Genomic DNA, 17,148 nt, shown 5'->3' with positions numbered 1-17,148 from the left:
CCAGAAGATCGGTCAATGGATCGTCAAATATTTCTTAACTGATCGGCATTAGCCAATTGGTGGTTTTTTTTGTGTCTTTACTTAGAAGGAGAAGCTTACTTTAGTATACAGGTAACGGCCACGAGGGTTGTGCACACCTGACGCATAACCATATAAATCGCCATCGCCATCACCAATAGCAAATGGTGGCTCTTCATCAAATAAGTTATTAACACCTAAAGATATTTTAGCTGATTCAGTAATACGGTACGATGTTTGTAAATCCACAAGCGTTTGTGAATCTATCATACGCGATGTATTACTATCAAAATCTAAATTACCATCAAAGTCGATATCAGGTGTATCTTCAAATTCACCCACATAACTGATATTTACGTTAGTGTTAAAGTCGCCAATTTCCCAGTTAGTTGAGAAAATAAAGCGGTGCTCTGGGTAACCATATTCACCCGTGTAATCACGGCCATCTTTTTCAAATTTATCTTGATATGCCCACTCTAGATTAAATTTAAGTAAACCTAAGTCATCAAGAGAGTGATTATAGTTTGCTGAAACATCAACACCAGACACTTCCTGCGATGATAAGTTTTTAAAGGTGCTGTGTATTTTTTGTATTGTGCCCAAGCTTGCACCACCCGTTGGGGCCAAACGAACACACACGGTACTACTTTGATTGCCACATTCTGCAGCGTAAATAGGGCCAAACTCTTCTTCATCTATTTTGTTATCTTGGGTAATACTCCATACATCAACACTTAAGCCAAACTCGGCTGTTGGTGCCCATATAACGCCCACGTTCCATGATTCTGACTCTTCTGCTTGTAAATCAGGGTTACCAGAGAACTCAATATTGTAATCCAGCGCTTGGCAATCTAACCCAGTTTGTTCACAGCGCTGCGTATCAACAAAAAATTGGCTCTTTTGTGACGGACCTAAGCCTATTTGCGCTAATGAAGGCGCTCTAAAGCCTTGCGCCCATGAACCTCGAACGGTTACTTCATCAGTCGGTGCCCAGCGCAGAGCTACTTTTGGATTCGTTGTAGTACCAAAGTCGCTGTAATCGTCGTAACGACCAGCTAATTGCAATTCAAGGTTTTCAGCAAGCGGGATTGAGAATTCAACGTATGCAGCGTATTGATCACGATCTGCTGAAGCGGATACTGATTCAGTACCAAATATCAAACCGCGTTGAAATTGATCATCAGGAATATCATTTACATCTTCTTCACGGTATTCAATACCCGCGGCCATCATTACTGCTTCGCCACCAAAACTAAATGCTTCACCAGTTATATTGGCATCAAAAGACGTCATATGAGATTCACCGCGACGTACTAAGCTGGTTGTTATTCTGTCAACTACAGTAGGGTCGTTATATGTGCCACCAAATGGATTATAGTTACCGGCATCAATTTCTTGCTGTAAAAAATCGGTGCGTACCCAGCCTTGTGTGCGATCGCCAGTTTGCAGTGATTTACTGCGACCTTTTTGTACTGCTGTTTCCCAGCTCCAATCGTTTATTTCGCCTTTTAACCCAGCAACAAAGCGTAAGGTATCTGACTCAATATCCCATTGGCGAGCACCTGCATCAACTGTACGGTAACGACCAATTTGAATGTCTTCACCAAATGGATTGTTAGGGTGACTAGCAGGCACTGTCAGGCCAGCATCTTCATCAAGTGGTGTTGGTGCTCCTGCAGCGACAGAGCTATTATGCTGAACAGCCATTTCTAAAAAGCCTGTAATACCGTTATCAAAGCGGTATTCAAATTGTGAAATAGCGCCTATACGTTCAGAGGCTGGGGAAATATAGCCATATGGGCCGTAATCAAATAAACAGCTACCACTTGAAGTTGCATTTTCAGCAGGACAATCAGGATCGATAGTTTTAACACCATCTACATAAAAGTAGCCAGGAAAACCACGAGATGAACGGAAATCCTCACCACCATAAGGCGATTGGTTTGCAGTGCCTAGGCGGCCCATTTCATCAGAAGAAAGGGATGTATTTTTAAAGTAATCGATAATAACGGATGCACTACTTTTTTCGCTCGTAGTACCCCAAACAAGGCTGGCTGTTGTCTCTTCATAATTTGGACCATCTGTACCGCCATAGCCTAAATTAATCTCAACGCCGTCAATATCTTTCTTTAAAATAACGTTAACTACACCGGCTACTGCATCTGAGCCATAAATAGCTGAAGCGCCATCTTTTAGTATATCGATGCGCTCAATAGCAGAAACGGGAATACTGTTAATATCTACAAATGAGTTGGTGATACCTTCCGCAAAAGCACTAATTGATACACGACGACCATTGATTAGTACCAGTGTTGCATCAGCACCTAAGCCTCGTAAGCTTACTGCAGCTGAGCCGTTAGCGGTTGAATCTTGATTATTTCCGCGGGTTGAAAAAGTACCGCTACCTGCCACAGGCATTCTTTCTAGAAGCTGTTGTAAGTTATCGTAACCCATGTTTTCGATTTCAGCTCTACCGATTGATTGCACCGGAGAAGGCCCTTCAATATCAGTTCGCTTAATACGAGAACCAGTAACTTGAATTCGCTCTACTTTTTTAGCTTTTGATTATGAATTTTAAAGAGTTTTTGTATATTAATTTTTATATATTTTTGCTTGAGGCCAAACTGGGCGTAAATAGGAGCTGTATTTGATATTTCTTGTCTTGTTAAATTAGGCTGAAAAAGTAAGTAATGAAGATAAAACTAATTTGTAATAATTTATTTCTTGAGAAATTAGGGCTTGCTTATCTTTTTAGGTTGAATTTTCACCAAGCGTTTGGTTTTTAGCTAAGGTAGAGCTTATGTTGCTCGGCTTTTTGAGTCTACGAGGTTATAAACTTTGCGCCGTGACAATACCAACCGGCATAAATATTTGAACAATTTAACGAATTAAATAACTCTATGACGTTGTTAAATTTTTTATTTAGAACAACTAAATATAAAAATTTTTGCCTAGATTTATCAAAGCGAATTTACGTGACGCTCGCAACTTTATTGCTATTAAGCTCAACAGAGTTAACATTTTAAATAGCTGCTTGAGATCTGTTTACTACGGGGAGGTTATCCATATCAAATAAAATGCCTAACAAGGTTAGGCATTTTTATTATACTTTGTGTTTCATTAAGCGTTCTTTTTCGCGAGACCAATCTTTGTTTTTCCCGTCGTCTCGTTTGTCATGTAGCTTTTTACCTTTTGCTAGATGAAATTCAAGTTTTACCCAACATTTCTTCCAGTACATAGCAGTAGCAATTAATGAATAACCATCTCGCTCTGTTGCTCCGAGTAGACGGTCAAGTTCGCGTCTGCTTAATAGTAATTTACGATAACGTAACGGATCGCAAATTACGTGGGTTGATGCACTATTAAGTGGCTGGATTTGCGCGCCAAGTAAAAATGCTTCGCCATTTTTAAGGTGAATATAAGTTTCGGTGATGTTTACTTTTCCAGCTCGGATACTTTTAACTTCCCAGCCTTGGAGTTCGACACCCGCTTCAAACTTATCGTGTAAAAAATACTCATGTCGCGCTTTTTTGTTTAGCGCGATGGTATTACTTGTCGATTTTGATGAATTTTTCTTAGCCATAGTGCCCTATAATATACGTAATGTGAGATGTTTTACATCGATTTTTTAATAATGCTTTTAAAAATTAAGCTTTTATTTAAGCTGTATGAAAATTTGGGGAAACGCACAAAGCTTGCTAAAATTCGCCCACACAGTTGGGAGTGAGTATGCCACAAATAGAAAAAAGTGCGCTGGTTATGTACAGCACTAAAGAGATGTTTGATCTAGTTAATGATGTAGAAGCTTATTCACAGTTTTTACCAAATTGCTCAGACTCAAAAATTGTTTCACAGCATGATAATAACATGACCGCGAGTTTAGAAATATCTAAGGCAGGTATAAAAAAGTGGTTTACCACCGAAAACACCTTTGTTGATGAACAAACCGTGTTACTACGCCTAGTGGATGGGCCATTTAAAATGCTGCAGGGTCGTTGGCACTTTCAAGCACTTGATGCTAAAGCATGTAAAGTTTATTTAGAGCTAGAGTTTGAGTTTTCAAGCAAATTAATCGAACTTGCTTTTGGTAAAATATTTAACGATGTTGCCAAAAACATGGTGAGTGCATTTACTCAACGTGCCAAGCAGGTTTATGGAGCGCGAGTATGATTAATGTTGAGGTGGTATTTGCATTACCAACCATGGCGACGTGTTTATCACTTGAAGTACCAGAGGGGACGACAGCAGAGCAAGCTGTTATCCAATCTGGCATTATAGAAAAATGTCCAGAAATAGAGGCTACTTCATTAACTCTAGGCGTTTGGAATCGAACGGTAAAATTAAATCAAGAACTTAAAAATGGTGATAGAGTTGAAATTTATCGCCCATTAATTGCAGATCCTAAAGATGCCCGTAGAAAACGCGCTGAAAAAGCAAAGGAAGAAGGGCGAGCAAACAAAGTAACGGGTGGGCGTCCATTAGAACGTTAACGTAGAAATAAAAAAGGTGAGCACGGCTCACCTTTTTTATTAACGCACAACTCGCTTTTTTATTGCTCTAGCGGTGTGTTAAAATTTTCTGGCTGATCATAATCGCCCGAAATAGAGACTAGTTTTTCGTTTTCAAATTTAATAACTAAAGATTTGTGTTGCTCGTTTTTACGGCCTTTATTGAAGCTATAAACGTAACGCCATGTATTGTTATCAAAAGCATCCTCGGCAATTGGACGGCCTAAAACGTAAATAACTTGCTCTCGAGTCATACTAACACGAAGCTTTTCAACATCAGATTGCTCTAAAAAATTACCTTGAGGGATATTGATTCTGTATACCCAGCTAGAACAACCCGCTGTTGTACTGAGTGTTAGTGCAACGATAAGCCAAAGGGAAAAAGTTTTTAACGACTGCATTGTTAGTTGTGATCCTTATTTTTTATAATCTGCATGATACCGATTAGTCACTGAAGGTAAAACCCTTTTAGCAATTGTTTTTTGTTAAGGGCGTTAAGGTAATATTTTGACCATTAATAATGAAAAAAGTTTACATCATATTGAATCTTGTAATGTAAAAAGGGATTCTATTTGGTATTTGTACATCGTGCAGACTCGCTTTGGGCATTGGTACACGGGTATTACAACAAATGTAGAAAAACGCTTTGCTACACATCAAGTGGGTAAAGGGGCCAAAAACCTCAGAGGGAAAGGCCCTTTACTGCTTATCCACCAACAAAAAGTGGGCAGTAAAAGTGATGCGAGTAAGTTGGAGCATCAGATTAAAAAACTGACAAAAGTTAGAAAAGAGGCATATGTTCTCAATTTTAAAAAAGTGGATATTAACAAGACTTGAATTCAAGTATTAAGTGCAATCATTATGCAGCCACCAGAACTTCTGATTGCCCCGTAAATAACTCATGAGGGGTTTTATACCCTCTTGTTTTTCTTGGCCGATGGTTGAGCTTATCAACTGCCGCCTGTATTTCTGCTTCACTTAGCGACATAAAGTCAGTTCCCTTGGGGAAGAAGCGTCTAAGTAAGCCGTTGGTATTCTCATTTATGCCCCGCTCCCATGATGAATATGGGTGAGCGAAATACACATCCGCTTCTAATTTTTGTGCAATATGCTCATGGTGAGCAAACTCTTTTCCATTATCTAAAGTCACGGTAATAACCTTACCTTTATAGGGTGTCATACACTTGATCAGCGCATCGGCTGTTATTTTCGCATGCTTGCTTTCAATTCTGTGAACGACTGTATATAACGTTTTACGTTCAACCATTGTAACAAGGGCATTTTTACGCCCTTTGCCTATCACTGTATCGCCCTCCCAATCACCAATCCTAGACTTTGAATCCACAATACTTGGGCGTTCATCAATACTGACTCGATTAACTATCTGTCCACGTTTATCGTAGCTTCCATAGCGTTTTTTATACTTTTTACATGCACGAGTGAGTGTCTTATGTAGTTCACCACCACGAGCCTTGTCTCTGTAAATATATTGATAAATCGTTTCATGATGCAAAACGACCTTTTTCTCTAAAGCTAAGCGGCCTGCCACCTGCTCTGGCGAAAGTCCGTCAACCAACAATTTATTAATCCAGTCAGTAACATCATCTGTTAACTTACTTGCTTTGAAAGATGACTTGCGTCTTTGCTCTGCAAAATTATTGGCTTGGTTAGGTCGATAGCCTTTAAGCCCTTTATTGCGTTTTAACTCTCTAGAGATAGATGACGGTGAACGAGTGAGTTCATCAGCTATCTGTTTTTGGTTATTTCCTGCTTTTATTAACGCGTAAATCTGGTATCTTTCTGCTTGTGTCAGCTGTTTATATTTCATTAAAGCAATTTCCTTTGGCGAGAGAATGGCCGAATTATAACAGCTGGCCATCTAATCTGAGAAATTGCACTTATTATCCGAATTTAGGAGACTAAATCGCTGTAAATATAAACTTTAATTAATTTTATTCATCGTAATTAAAACTTCACCTCTACGAACAAGCTAGCATTAACTGCAGTTCATAGGTTGGATCTTAAGAAAACTTGAAGTTGAACTCTGTTAATGATCAAATAGTTACGCCAATAAAAACATGACTAAAAACAGAGTTCACATGCAGATTAACCAAGTTTCAAACCAATTAAAAGCCCTTATCTCAGAAAAACACCTCATTGAGCTTGCAAAAACCTCTGGATTTCAAGTTCGACACCGTTGCCTGTCGATCGTTTCTCTGCTCAAAGCCGTATTTAAAAGCTTATCTTGCCTGCAAGACGCTAACTTGTCAGATATCCATCAAAACTTGCGAACGCAGGCTGATTGCACGATAAGTTATAAACCCTTTCATAATCAAATTCGAAAACCAGCCTTGACTGAGCTTGTCCGTGAGCTCGTTATTCAAGCGATGTCTAAATTGACTGTAAACACGCTGGATAAAACCTTTTTTACCCAGCGAGGAATACAGCGAGTGTTATTGCAAGATGGTTCTTCATTTGCTCTACATGATGAATTAGCGCAGGTTTTTGCTGGTCGTTTTACTGCTGTAAGTCCTGCCGCAATTGAGTTGCACGTTACCTATGACCTATTTAATGAACAACCCTGCGAAATAGATATTCGTCCTGATGTTGAAACTGAGCGCGCCTTTTTACCAGGTAGCCACACACTTGAAGATACGTTATTACTTGCTGATGCTGGGTATTTTGACTTAGATTACTTTGAGCAAGTAGCTCAAGATGGCGGATATTTTTTGATCAGAGCAAATAAAAACATTAACCCAATCGTTACATCAGCTTATTGCGCGGGTATAGAACTTAAAGAAAAGAACATTAAAATCAAAACGTTACTCGATAAATTCGCAAGCCAACCACTTGAATTAACAGTACGTTGGAAGAAAAATGGGCCCGAGTACAGGCTTATCTATTTACCGAATGAAAAGCGCCCCGTTTTCCTTGTTACTAATTTAAAAGAGGCACAGTTTAGCTTTGACGAACTACTCGATATATATGCAACTCGTTGGCAAATTGAGTTGTTTTTCAAAGAACTAAAGTCATGGAATAACCTTAAAGGGTTCATCACACGAGATCCTCATATTGCCGAATCATTGGTTTGGCTGAGCATACTGCAAACACTTATCAAGCGTTTTATCTGCCATAGTGCAGCGGGTATGTTTAAGTGTGCGATCTCGACATTTAGAGCGAGTAAGTGCAGTTATCTTTGGTTGGATGATATTCTGGATTGCATAGAACAAACACGGTGCAGCCATAAGATACATCGTGTATTTGAGCTACTAGCGGTAAATTGTAAGCGGCAAAGCATTGAGAAAAACAATGATATTTGCCGTTTTAAGATAGGAAGTCACACGGTCTGTGTTCCTTAAGAACTAAGCTATGAACTGCAGTTAATGCTAGCTTGTTCGTAATAGCAGTGCCAAACCACTTAACGATGCTTTTCAAATGTATCGACAAGCTCATCAAGGGTTTGAGCGCTATTTGCTAAATCACGGATGGCTTGCTCTGTATTAATTTGCTCGCTCATTGCTTTATCACTAATTTCACTTATTTGCTCAATGTTACGTCCTACATCGGCAACTACATTGCTTTGCTGCTCTGTTGCTGTGGCTATAAGTGTGGCCATATCGTTTATTTGGTTTGCAGTTTCGGTTATCGTATCGAGTAACTCTACTGAGTTTTGCATTGCCCCTACGCTTTGCTGCGCTTTATCTTTTGATTGGCTAATATCGTTAACTACATCATCAGAAATTTGTGTTAGCTCTTCTATCATTGACTGAATTTCATTTGTTGACTGAGAAGTACGGTTTGCTAGTGCGCGCACTTCGTCGGCAACAACAGCAAACCCGCGACCATGCTCTCCAGCACGAGCCGATTCAATAGCTGCGTTCAATGCTAATAAATTAGTTTGTTCAGAAATGCTTCTGATTGCATCAATAATGTTAGCAATATCAATTGTTTTGTTAGACAACAGGGTAACTTGCTCTGTAATGCCATCTATATCACTCGCAAGAGCAGAAATAGTTGTCTGACTTTGAACAACTTGCTGATGGCTTTGTATAGTTTTTTCACGGCTGCTATCAGTGAGTTTTGCTGTGTTTGCCGCACTTTGTGCTATTTCCTGTACTGTTGCACCCATTTGGTTTATTGCAGCAGCAACCGAGATCGTTTGTTCTTTTTGACTATCGATTGCGAGTGAATTGCGTTTAGCTTGTTCAAAAACATGATCTGAACTTTTTCTTATGTCATGGCTTTCATTCGCGACTTGCTGAATAGCAATTTCTATTTTTTCGATAAACTGATTAAAACCAGCACTTAAGTTATTAAGCTCTGGTTGGCTTGATTCAGGTAATCTATAAGCAAGATTAGCATCACCAGAACCCAAGCGTGAAAATAGTTCTGCCATTTTAGATAAAGGTGATGAGAGCGATCGAGCAAGTAAGTAACTAATTAGGCTAGCAACTAATGCAATGATTAATGTAAAAGTAAAAATTTGCCATTGCAGGGTATTTACGCTTGCGAATACTTCACTTTTTGGCACTTGGGCGACAACATATAAATCGGTGTTTTTGATTGGTGTTGCCGCCACGAGGGTTGGTTCACCATTTAAGTTTATTTCTTTGTAACTATTCAGCCACATTTTCAATAAATATATCAGGTAACTGATTTTTGAAGAGTAACTCAAGGGCTAGGCTTGCTGATACATGCTGTTTTCTGCAAGTCGAGAGGTAGCTTCTGATTAAACAAAACATCTCTGCACCTTGCATGCTTCTGAAGCACCCAGATATCTTTTGATGAACCTTGGTCATCCTAATATCATTCTCACCCTGGTTGTTGCTAAAAGGCACCGCCGTTTCCGTCATGAACCGTAAGACATCATCTTGATAATCTCTTAACCGCTCTAACAACGCTCTAGACTTTGTTCGTTTCAATCTGCCTCGCTGGCCTTTTACTCGGCTGTTTTTATCCGGTGGAGGGCATTTAATGTCACCTTGAGCCAATATTTGTTGATATTTCTCTATATAGTGAGCTTTTGTGTCTGCATCTAGCTCGGGGTTATCTATTTGATGTTTATTGATTTCAGTCAGTAGGGTTTGCAAATCCTTTGCCCATTGCATACCGTCTTGCTCCCATGCCCTTTCTAACTCTCGGATATGATGTGCATTACACAAGGCATGTTGGCACTGTGTATATTGATAATACGGTTTCCAGTGGTCGTGGCATAGTACCCCAGTAAAGTGAGGTAAAATATCGGCGTCATCCATCGCTATTTTCCCTCTTTTCTCATGCGGGTAAAAATACGTCCACCACGTCGTTGATGCACCATGAAGCCATCGTCGTTTACCACCTATATTAATCCCCGTTTCATCAACGTGTAAGGCTTGATAAGTCGTTTTCAGGGCTTTCTTGAGCGCGGCTTCTGCGCCGGAGGACTTTACCAAGGCCGCTGCTTGTTCATTAAAGTTAAATAAACTACCCGCACTGATTGGAATACCGAGTTGATCACAAAAATATTCTTCAATGCGGTTGTAAGGGAGTAATTGATATTGGGATAGGTAAACTGCATGGGCTTTTACACCAACCCCATATTGAATAGGACTGTTAACGTCTTCTGGAAATTCACCAATAAAACGCTTACCTTGCTCATTTTCCAGAATTTGTGCTTGGTATTCAGTGACCACTTTTCTGATATCTATATCGACAACCTGTCGTTTTTGAAAGCCAATTTCACGGTAGTGACCTTTCGGTAAAAAATCACGTTCAACTAGGATGACTTTGATCTCATCAGGCGTCTGTGTTTGGGTTAGTGTTTTACCTGCTCGGCCTTTTTGACCACCCGCTGAGTTGGCTGATTTCTCTTTGTCTTGTTTTTTTCGGTTGATGTCTTTTGATGGCGGGATACTGCTATTGTTACTGTTAAGTCCTAATTTACTTGCCAACATAACAACGACAACCAGAATGAGTTCAATAGACATCTTCAGCGCAGGCGTGAGAGTTTTACCTTCTTGTAATTGAGCTTTGGTTTTCTCAACGATTTCGTCGATGTTGATGCTGTTTAAATTCATTGAAGCTAGGGCTATTAGGTCATAGCCCTATCTTGGCATACTGGCGGGATCGGTCAATAGTTAAAAAAGTTCCTTTGAAAATAATTTACCATGGTGAATAGTTACATTTCTTTTAATACAAAGCCATAACTGCTTAATAGTTGGTTGTGTATGTCAGCTGTAAATAATTCATCAATATTAACTTTTGCTACTTTACTTGAATCTTTATGCAGCTGAATTAAACCACTTTTATCTGCAATAAATACAAAACCAGTTTGTTCAATTTTAAATTGCTGCAATAGCTTTTGCATCTCAGTAATACTTTTAGCAAGGCCAGCTAAGCCTGTTCCATTAGGCTGTTGATGATTTATAAACATTTTTACATCATTTGCAGACTCTTGGTAAATACTTATTGAGTATGGTTTTTTCGATTGTTTAAATGCAAAAAACCAGCCATCAGCAGTATCATTTTTTAATACGCGCAAAAAGCCATTTTGGTTCCAATATTGAGCTGTGTCTCTATTTGCCCAAGACGCGGTTGCTAAATTGTACTGCGTGACTAAACGGTTTAATTCTTTAAGTAAGACAGCATCATTTTTAGTATTAGTTTGCGACCATTGTAAAATGAATTCATTTGACGATAATTGTTCAGCAGCACCAATGAGTGCGTTTATTTCACCACCAATATGGTTACTGATAGTTTGCAGCTTACTTGGAAGTTCAGACTCAATCATACGTTGTTCAATAATATCTTCTGAACTGTATAACGAGGTTAGGCCTATTAGTGCGGCAACAAAGATAGCAATACTACTGCCAAGGGCTGTTATTTTTTGAGTAATAGAAAGGTTTTGTAACATCATAATAATTTATTTTACAACTTAATTAGAAAGCCATGTTAGCACATTATTTATTATGGGCTAATTATTAGCTCAAGCTGAACAAATGAAAGTAAGCAGTGTTGTGAATATGCATAAAAAAGCCCACGTGCGAAAAGCATATGGGCTTGGTTTCTAACAAGCGAAACTTTTATTGTCTAGAATTAAACAATTTTCTTCATTGCAGACATGTAGCCACGTAGTTTAGCACCTACTTTTTCAACAGGGTGTTCACGCAATGCAGCATTGATTTGAATTAATGTTTGGTTATCAACTTGGTTACTGTGCTCGCCAAGGCCTTTACCAATAATGTCTGTATCAACGTTTTTCATAAAATCAGCAAGTAATGGTAAACATGCATGGTTATATAAATAACAGCCGTATTCTGCAGTATCAGAGATAGTACGGTTCATTTCAAAAAGCTTTTTACGCGCAATAGTATTGGCGATTAATGGCGTTTCGTGTAATGACTCGTAGTAAGCCGACTCTTCAATAATACCGGCGGCAGTCATGGTTTCAAATGCAAGTTCAACACCTGCTTTAACCATTGCTACCATTAAAATACCGTTATCAAAAAATTCTTGTTCAGAAATCTCTACGTCGCCAGCTGGAGTTTTTTCAAAGTTAGTTTCAGCTGTTTCTGCGCGCCATTTAAGTAAGTTTACGTCATCGTTATTCCAGTCTTCCATCATGGTGCGTGAGAAAGTACCGTCGATGATGTCATCTTGGTGCTTATTATAAAGCGGGCGCATAATTAGTTTTAGCTCTTCACTTAGTTCAAACGCTTTTACTTTTGCAGGGTTTGAAAGGCGGTCAAGCATGTTAGTAACGCCGCCGTACTTAAGTGCTTCGGTAATTACTTCCCAACCGTATTGAATTAGTTTTGATGCGTAACCAGCATCAATGCCTTTTTCTATCATTTTATCAAAACATAAAATAGAGCCAGTTTGTAACATGCCACATAAAATGGTTTGTTCGCCCATTAGATCAGATTTAACTTCAGCAATAAATGATGATTTAAGTACACCTGCGCGATGTCCGCCAGTACCCGCTGCATACGCTTTAGCTTGTGCTAAACCAAGACCTTGAGGGTCATTTTCTGGGTGAACTGCGATCAGAGTTGGCACACCAAAACCGCGTTTGTATTCTTCACGAACTTCAGAACCAGGACACTTAGGCGCAACCATGATTACGGTAATGTCTTCACGCACTTGCATGCCTTCTTCAACAATATTAAAGCCATGAGAGTAAGCAAGTGTAGAATCTTTTTTCATAAGCGGCATAATCGCACTTACTACAGCGGTATGTTGCTTATCTGGCGTTAAGTTAAGTACTACGTCGGCTGTAGGAATTAATTCTTCGTAAGTGCCTACCGTAAAGCCATTTTCAGATGCATTAAGGAAAGATTGACGGCGCTCAGAAATGGCTGATGCACGTAATGTGTATGAAACATCTAAACCAGAGTCACGTAAGTTTAAGCCTTGGTTTAAACCTTGTGCGCCACAGCCTACAATAACGAGTTTTTTACCTTTAAGTGCATCAACGCCATCGGCAAATTCGGCTGCGTCCATAAATTCACATTGCGCTAATTGCGCTAATTGCTCGCGTAAAGGTAAGGTATTGAAATAATTCGCCATTGTTAGTTTCCTATAAAGTAATATTTGTTAGATGCGCAATGTTTACTGCGCTTACAAACACCATATGTAAAATAGTTACTTGCGTAAAATGATATATTTGAATTAAAGTGTTTCATAATATGAAATACTGAGTTTGGCATGGATCATAAACATTTAAACTACTTTTTAGCACTGGCTAAAACACTTCATTTTGGCCGCGCAAGCGAACTTTGCCATATAAGTGCGCCTACTTTGAGCCGCAATATAAAACACTTGGAAGAAGAGGTTGGTGTTGCATTATTTGTACGCGATAACCGCAGTGTTAAATTAACACGTGAAGGAGAGTCATTTATTGATTACGCTACGGCAACGTTAGCCAGTTGGCAACGTTTTAAAGCGAATGTGAAAGATCCACAACAGCATATTTATGGCAATGTTAGTATTTATTGCTCAGTGACAGCTTCTTATAGTTTTTTACATCAAATATTAGAGCAATTACGTGCACAGCATCAGCATATCGAAATAACTTTAAATACCGGTGATCCAGCTTTAGCTATTAATAGGGTACTCGATGGTCACGAGTCGATGGCAATTGCAGCCAAGCCAAATAAGCTTCCTACACAAATAGCATTTGTAAAAATAGGCTATTCACCACTTGTTTTAATTGCACCTAGAATTCATTGTCAGATCACTGAAAAGTTAATAAACAACGGTGATAATATTGATTGGTCTGAACTTGAATTTATTGTTCCGGAGCAAGGTTTTTCAAGGCAACGACTTGAGCAGTGGTGGCGTAAAAATAATGTCCATGGAAAGATTTATGCGCAAGTCGCTGGTCATGAAGCTATGGTGTCAATGGTGAGTCTGGGTTTAGGTGTCGCAATGGTCCCTAAAATAGTGCTAGATAACAGTCCACTGCAGGATAAGGTACAAGTATTGGATACAAAGAGGGCTACTCCAGAAGGTTTTGAGATTGGTCTAGCTGTTCTTCGTAAAGAGTTAAATGATCCTGCTATTAGTGCTTTATGGAGTATTGCACAAACTTTAGACGCAAGTGCTATTTAAAGGATCAAATATTCATTTAGTTCATAAAATAGTATGAATATTAGTTGCTTATAGGTTTACTATTAATTAACATCAAAAACCTAACAATAAAAATAATGACGCTTGAGAGTTTATTTTACTATGGATCGTGCCGTATCACTTGCTCATTCTGCTCAATGCCTAAAAAAGGCGATTCCTATGATGGTAAAGTACCGCATGCCGGTTACGCCAATCAATTACGCTATTTGGTATTGTTATATACAAGGTAATAAACCCTCTTTAAATGCAGAGCTTGATCATGTCATTGCTCAGCAACAAACATGCACTCAAGATAGAGCGAAGGCAATATTTGATAAGCATTTAAATAAAGACGATTTAGCGTTATTTCAAGACGTATCCGAAAAATTTCATAGCACAATCGATCAAGTGCAACAAGATTTAGGCATTGCGCTTGAGCATTCAAAAAGTTTTACTACAACCTTGGTTGACTCCCAGAATGAGTTAAATTTGATTACAGATATTAGCTCGTATAATCAAGTGCTTGGGTGCGTTGAACGTTTAACCGATGAATCGATTGCAATGCAAAATCATGCACGTGAGTTTCAAACTAAACTTGCATTTGCTTATAATGAAATAAAAGACTTAAAAGAAGCACTCAATGTTTCAAAAAAAGTTGCTGATACAGACCCTCTTACTGGTTTTTATAACCGAGGTAAGTTTGATTTAGATATTACGGATTTTTGTAAAAAGTATTCTGAGCAAAATCAACACACATCACTTGCGGTTCTCATTATGTTTGATATTGATCATTTTAAGCGTTTTAATGATGACTTTGGCCATCAAAAAGGTGACGAAGTATTAAAGTTAGTAGCAAAAAAAGTGAAAGAAAAAATTAAAGAGACTGCAAAAGTTTATCGTTATTGCGGTGAAGAATTTTGTATTACAGCTTATTTTGACACTATCAACGATATGATGGCATTTGCAGATTGTATTCGTTTGGATATTGCAAAATTGGCTGTTCGTAAAAAAGGTGATACTAGGGGCTGTTGATCTTTCACATTGGTAGCCAAATCATTGCACATGCCAGCGCTAACATACTCTCAAACTGTAATTTCAATTTATCGTACCTTGTCGCTATAGCACGGAAGTGCTTTAGCCTTGCAAAGGCATTTTCAACTAAATGCCTATATTTATATAAGCACCAATCAATATCACCATTACCTGTTTTTGAGTTTTTCTTTCTAGGGATCACTGGGCTTGAGTTTCTCTCTCGAACCTTATTTCTAATGACTTCACTATCATAGCCTTTGTCTGCGATAACAAAATCGCCTTGGGGCAATAATTCAATCAGTTCATTTGCCACTTTACTATCATGAACATCGCCGCCTGTAATAATAAATTCAATTGGTAAGCCATAACTATCAACAGCTAAATGAATTTTACTTGTATTACCGCCACGACTTAATGCTATCGCTTGTTCTTGTTGAGACGCAGCACCTGTACTGTGTTGATGTGCTTTAACATAACTGCCATCAATGAATTCCCACTCAGTGTCACTATTGGCGGATAATGATTTGAACAACCTTATTAATATTCCTTTTTTAGACCAAAGTAGAAATCGGCGGTAAATAGTATTCCATAAACCAAAACACTCAGGGAGGTCACGCCATGGGCAACCAACACGTAAGCGATATAAAATTCCTTCCATCGTTTGTCTGTGTTCAAGCTTGTTATAAACTCTATCTTCAAGCAAAATTGATTTTAGCTTCGACCACAACTTATCAGTGAGCATTAATCGGGGCATGGTAATCTCGTAAGGTTTGTTTTTGGCGAAGTAAATTATACGAGATTACCGCTTACGCACAAAATTCAAACAAAGATCAACAGCCCCTAATACTAAACGTGCTATTTCTGCGAGTTTTGGTTTGGCTATTCTACGACCATTTACTAATGGCACTGTGTTAGTTGAACGCGCTAATAGAGCGCTTTACATAGCAAAAACTCATGGTCGTAATCGAATAGAGATAGCGCCAGATGTTTAGTTGTTCAAATAATGCACATAAGTTAATTAATATGTATAAAAATTGTGAATGATTGTAACTAGCTAGAGCTAGTTTAAAACGACCTTGCTACTATGGGGCACTTAATAATTTTCACACACTTTGACTTATACTGATGCGGTTTAACTTTTCAATATTAACAGCTTTTTTGCTGATCACTTTAGTTGCATGCTTTGCTGCCAATGGACAGCAAGCTAAAAATGTAACACAAGAGTTTGAAGAGCAACATATAGCTATAGAGCAGTGGCATTTTAGTCTAAGCGCTGGTGCTGGAGTTGTTACAAACCCATTACGAGGTGGGGACAACATTCCCCTTGTGTTGATTCCGCAGGTGGCTTTTTATGGCCAGCACTGGTTTTTCGATAATGGAAGGCTTGGTTATTCTTTTATACAAAGTCAAAAACATAATTTAAACCTTGTTAGTGAATTAAATGCAGAGTCTCGTTTTTTTATTGATTGGCATCCTACTAATATTTTTACTCTGCAAACGAGTGCGTTAAACAGTCAGTTAGTGCAGCAACAAAGTACTTCATCTCCCAAAAATATCAATATAAATGACATAGAAAAACGCCATATTGCCCTCGATGCGGGCATTGCATATCACTATGTAGATGATGCTAACGTATTTTCTATTCAAGCACTTCATGATGTTACCAGTGTTTATAACGGATTGCGTGGTGCATTGCAGTGGCAATATCATGCTGAAGTTGGAAAGTTAAAAATAAAACCGACGCTTGGAATAAATTATAAATCGGCTGAACTAAATGACTATTTCTATGGACTAAAAACCGACGAAACTCAATTAGGTAAAATTGATGTTGGCAGTAGTTGGCAGCCTTATGCTAAAATCGACGCCCGTTGGCCGCTGAGTAAGGTTAACTCACTTCGTTTTCATTTAGCATATTACAATTATTCGGCTATGGATGGTAGTCCGCTCTTTGAACATGCTTATTCAATGACTGCCTTTATAGGATTAGATCATACTTTTTAAT

The 17,148-nt window shown here is 38.6% G+C and carries 13 protein-coding genes and 4 pseudogenes; 8 read left to right on the top strand and 9 right to left on the bottom strand.

Annotated features, from left to right (window positions below):
• Nucleotides 1–81 precede the first annotated feature (81 nt).
• Both AC0VZ4_RS14780 and smpB read right to left on the bottom strand, forming a co-directional pair.
• A pseudogene (locus AC0VZ4_RS14780) lies at nucleotides 82–2,580 on the bottom strand (TonB-dependent receptor); the annotation flags it as partial.
• 541 nt (nucleotides 2,581–3,121) lie between these two features.
• Nucleotides 3,122–3,601, bottom strand: coding sequence for an SsrA-binding protein SmpB (gene smpB / locus AC0VZ4_RS14775; RefSeq protein WP_004335699.1), 480 nt, complete (start codon nucleotides 3,599–3,601; stop codon nucleotides 3,122–3,124).
• Nucleotides 3,602–3,747: 146 nt separating this feature from the next.
• On the opposite strand from smpB, the gene AC0VZ4_RS14770 reads away from it, so the two are divergent.
• Both AC0VZ4_RS14770 and AC0VZ4_RS14765 read left to right on the top strand, forming a co-directional pair.
• A complete protein-coding gene (locus AC0VZ4_RS14770) occupies nucleotides 3,748–4,188 on the top strand; it encodes a type II toxin-antitoxin system RatA family toxin (RefSeq protein ID WP_007378640.1) in 441 nt (146 codons plus the stop codon).
• A complete protein-coding gene (locus AC0VZ4_RS14765; protein ID WP_007378641.1) occupies nucleotides 4,185–4,508 on the top strand; it encodes an RnfH family protein in 324 nt (107 codons plus the stop codon). Before AC0VZ4_RS14770 ends, AC0VZ4_RS14765 begins: the two co-directional genes overlap by 4 nt.
• A 59-nt stretch (nucleotides 4,509–4,567) precedes the next feature.
• On the opposite strand, the gene AC0VZ4_RS14760 is transcribed toward AC0VZ4_RS14765, so the two are convergent.
• On the bottom strand, nucleotides 4,568–4,927 hold the full coding sequence (locus AC0VZ4_RS14760) for an outer membrane protein assembly factor BamE (RefSeq protein ID WP_008135869.1): 360 nt from the start codon (nucleotides 4,925–4,927) through the stop codon (nucleotides 4,568–4,570).
• 106 nt (nucleotides 4,928–5,033) lie between these two features.
• On the opposite strand from AC0VZ4_RS14760, the gene AC0VZ4_RS14755 reads away from it, so the two are divergent.
• Nucleotides 5,034–5,363 carry a GIY-YIG nuclease family protein gene (locus AC0VZ4_RS14755; protein WP_475440025.1) on the top strand — a complete coding sequence of 110 codons (330 nt, stop codon included), beginning with the start codon at nucleotides 5,034–5,036 and terminating at the stop codon, nucleotides 5,361–5,363.
• Nucleotides 5,364–5,385: 22 nt separating this feature from the next.
• Here AC0VZ4_RS14755 and AC0VZ4_RS14750 read toward each other — a convergent pair whose 3' ends face one another.
• Complete coding sequence (locus AC0VZ4_RS14750; protein WP_475441477.1) at nucleotides 5,386–6,354, bottom strand: IS30 family transposase; 969 nt, start codon at nucleotides 6,352–6,354, stop codon at nucleotides 5,386–5,388.
• Nucleotides 6,355–6,625: 271 nt separating this feature from the next.
• Here AC0VZ4_RS14750 and AC0VZ4_RS14745 point away from each other — a divergent pair, with 271 nt between their 5' ends.
• The gene (locus AC0VZ4_RS14745; RefSeq protein WP_337119945.1) at nucleotides 6,626–7,885 is read left to right on the top strand and encodes an IS4 family transposase; all 1,260 of its coding nucleotides are present in this window, start codon (nucleotides 6,626–6,628) and stop codon (nucleotides 7,883–7,885) included.
• A 59-nt stretch (nucleotides 7,886–7,944) separates the two neighbouring features.
• Here the strand turns inward: AC0VZ4_RS14745 and AC0VZ4_RS14740 are convergent.
• The 4 genes and pseudogenes from AC0VZ4_RS14740 to ilvC form a co-directional block, all read right to left on the bottom strand.
• Nucleotides 7,945–9,138 (bottom strand): annotated as a pseudogene (locus AC0VZ4_RS14740) (methyl-accepting chemotaxis protein); the annotation flags it as partial.
• A gap of 4 nt (nucleotides 9,139–9,142) precedes the next feature.
• Nucleotides 9,143–10,582 carry an IS66 family transposase gene (tnpC, locus tag AC0VZ4_RS14735; protein ID WP_475439782.1) on the bottom strand — a complete coding sequence of 480 codons (1,440 nt, stop codon included), beginning with the start codon at nucleotides 10,580–10,582 and terminating at the stop codon, nucleotides 9,143–9,145.
• 104 nt (nucleotides 10,583–10,686) lie between these two features.
• Nucleotides 10,687–11,421, bottom strand: a pseudogene (locus tag AC0VZ4_RS14730) (cache domain-containing protein); the annotation flags it as partial.
• A 179-nt stretch (nucleotides 11,422–11,600) separates the two neighbouring features.
• The gene (gene ilvC, locus AC0VZ4_RS14725; RefSeq protein ID WP_008135873.1) at nucleotides 11,601–13,073 is read right to left on the bottom strand and encodes a ketol-acid reductoisomerase; all 1,473 of its coding nucleotides are present in this window, start codon (nucleotides 13,071–13,073) and stop codon (nucleotides 11,601–11,603) included.
• Nucleotides 13,074–13,211: 138 nt separating this feature from the next.
• Here ilvC and ilvY point away from each other — a divergent pair, with 138 nt between their 5' ends.
• Together ilvY and AC0VZ4_RS14715 are read left to right on the top strand one after the other, a co-directional pair.
• Entirely contained in the window at nucleotides 13,212–14,117 is a 906-nt protein-coding gene (ilvY, locus tag AC0VZ4_RS14720) for an HTH-type transcriptional activator IlvY (protein WP_096792665.1), read from the top strand.
• 180 nt (nucleotides 14,118–14,297) lie between these two features.
• The gene (locus AC0VZ4_RS14715; protein ID WP_475441664.1) at nucleotides 14,298–15,146 is read left to right on the top strand and encodes a GGDEF domain-containing protein; all 849 of its coding nucleotides are present in this window, start codon (nucleotides 14,298–14,300) and stop codon (nucleotides 15,144–15,146) included.
• Nucleotides 15,147–15,150: 4 nt separating this feature from the next.
• Here the strand turns inward: AC0VZ4_RS14715 and AC0VZ4_RS14710 are convergent, their stop codons facing one another.
• On the bottom strand, nucleotides 15,151–15,900 hold the full coding sequence (locus tag AC0VZ4_RS14710) for an IS5 family transposase (RefSeq protein WP_475439649.1): 750 nt from the start codon (nucleotides 15,898–15,900) through the stop codon (nucleotides 15,151–15,153).
• Nucleotides 15,901–15,988: 88 nt separating this feature from the next.
• Between AC0VZ4_RS14710 and AC0VZ4_RS14705 the strand changes: the two are divergent.
• Nucleotides 15,989–16,138, top strand: a pseudogene (locus AC0VZ4_RS14705) (GGDEF domain-containing protein); the annotation flags it as partial.
• A gap of 166 nt (nucleotides 16,139–16,304) precedes the next feature.
• Nucleotides 16,305–17,147, top strand: coding sequence for a MipA/OmpV family protein (locus AC0VZ4_RS14700; RefSeq protein WP_475440024.1), 843 nt, complete (start codon nucleotides 16,305–16,307; stop codon nucleotides 17,145–17,147).
• The last annotated feature ends 1 nt before the right edge of the window (nucleotide 17,148 follow it).

This window comes from Pseudoalteromonas sp. QJM3NY_22 (genome assembly GCF_056173065.1).
This window is presented reverse-complemented; position numbering and strand designations above follow the sequence as displayed.

Coding starts and splice junctions, on each gene's coding strand:
- smpB (WP_004335699.1), bottom strand. CDS start 3,601: ATGGCTAAGAAAAATTCATCAAAATCGACAAGTAATACCATCGCGCTA.
- AC0VZ4_RS14770 (WP_007378640.1), top strand. CDS start 3,748: ATGCCACAAATAGAAAAAAGTGCGCTGGTTATGTACAGCACTAAAGAG.
- AC0VZ4_RS14765 (WP_007378641.1), top strand. CDS start 4,185: ATGATTAATGTTGAGGTGGTATTTGCATTACCAACCATGGCGACGTGT.
- AC0VZ4_RS14760 (WP_008135869.1), bottom strand. CDS start 4,927: ATGCAGTCGTTAAAAACTTTTTCCCTTTGGCTTATCGTTGCACTAACA.
- AC0VZ4_RS14750 (WP_475441477.1), bottom strand. CDS start 6,354: ATGAAATATAAACAGCTGACACAAGCAGAAAGATACCAGATTTACGCG.
- AC0VZ4_RS14745 (WP_337119945.1), top strand. CDS start 6,626: ATGCAGATTAACCAAGTTTCAAACCAATTAAAAGCCCTTATCTCAGAA.
- tnpC (WP_475439782.1), bottom strand. CDS start 10,582: ATGAATTTAAACAGCATCAACATCGACGAAATCGTTGAGAAAACCAAA.
- ilvC (WP_008135873.1), bottom strand. CDS start 13,073: ATGGCGAATTATTTCAATACCTTACCTTTACGCGAGCAATTAGCGCAA.
- ilvY (WP_096792665.1), top strand. CDS start 13,212: ATGGATCATAAACATTTAAACTACTTTTTAGCACTGGCTAAAACACTT.
- AC0VZ4_RS14715 (WP_475441664.1), top strand. CDS start 14,298: ATGGTAAAGTACCGCATGCCGGTTACGCCAATCAATTACGCTATTTGG.
- AC0VZ4_RS14710 (WP_475439649.1), bottom strand. CDS start 15,900: ATGCCCCGATTAATGCTCACTGATAAGTTGTGGTCGAAGCTAAAATCA.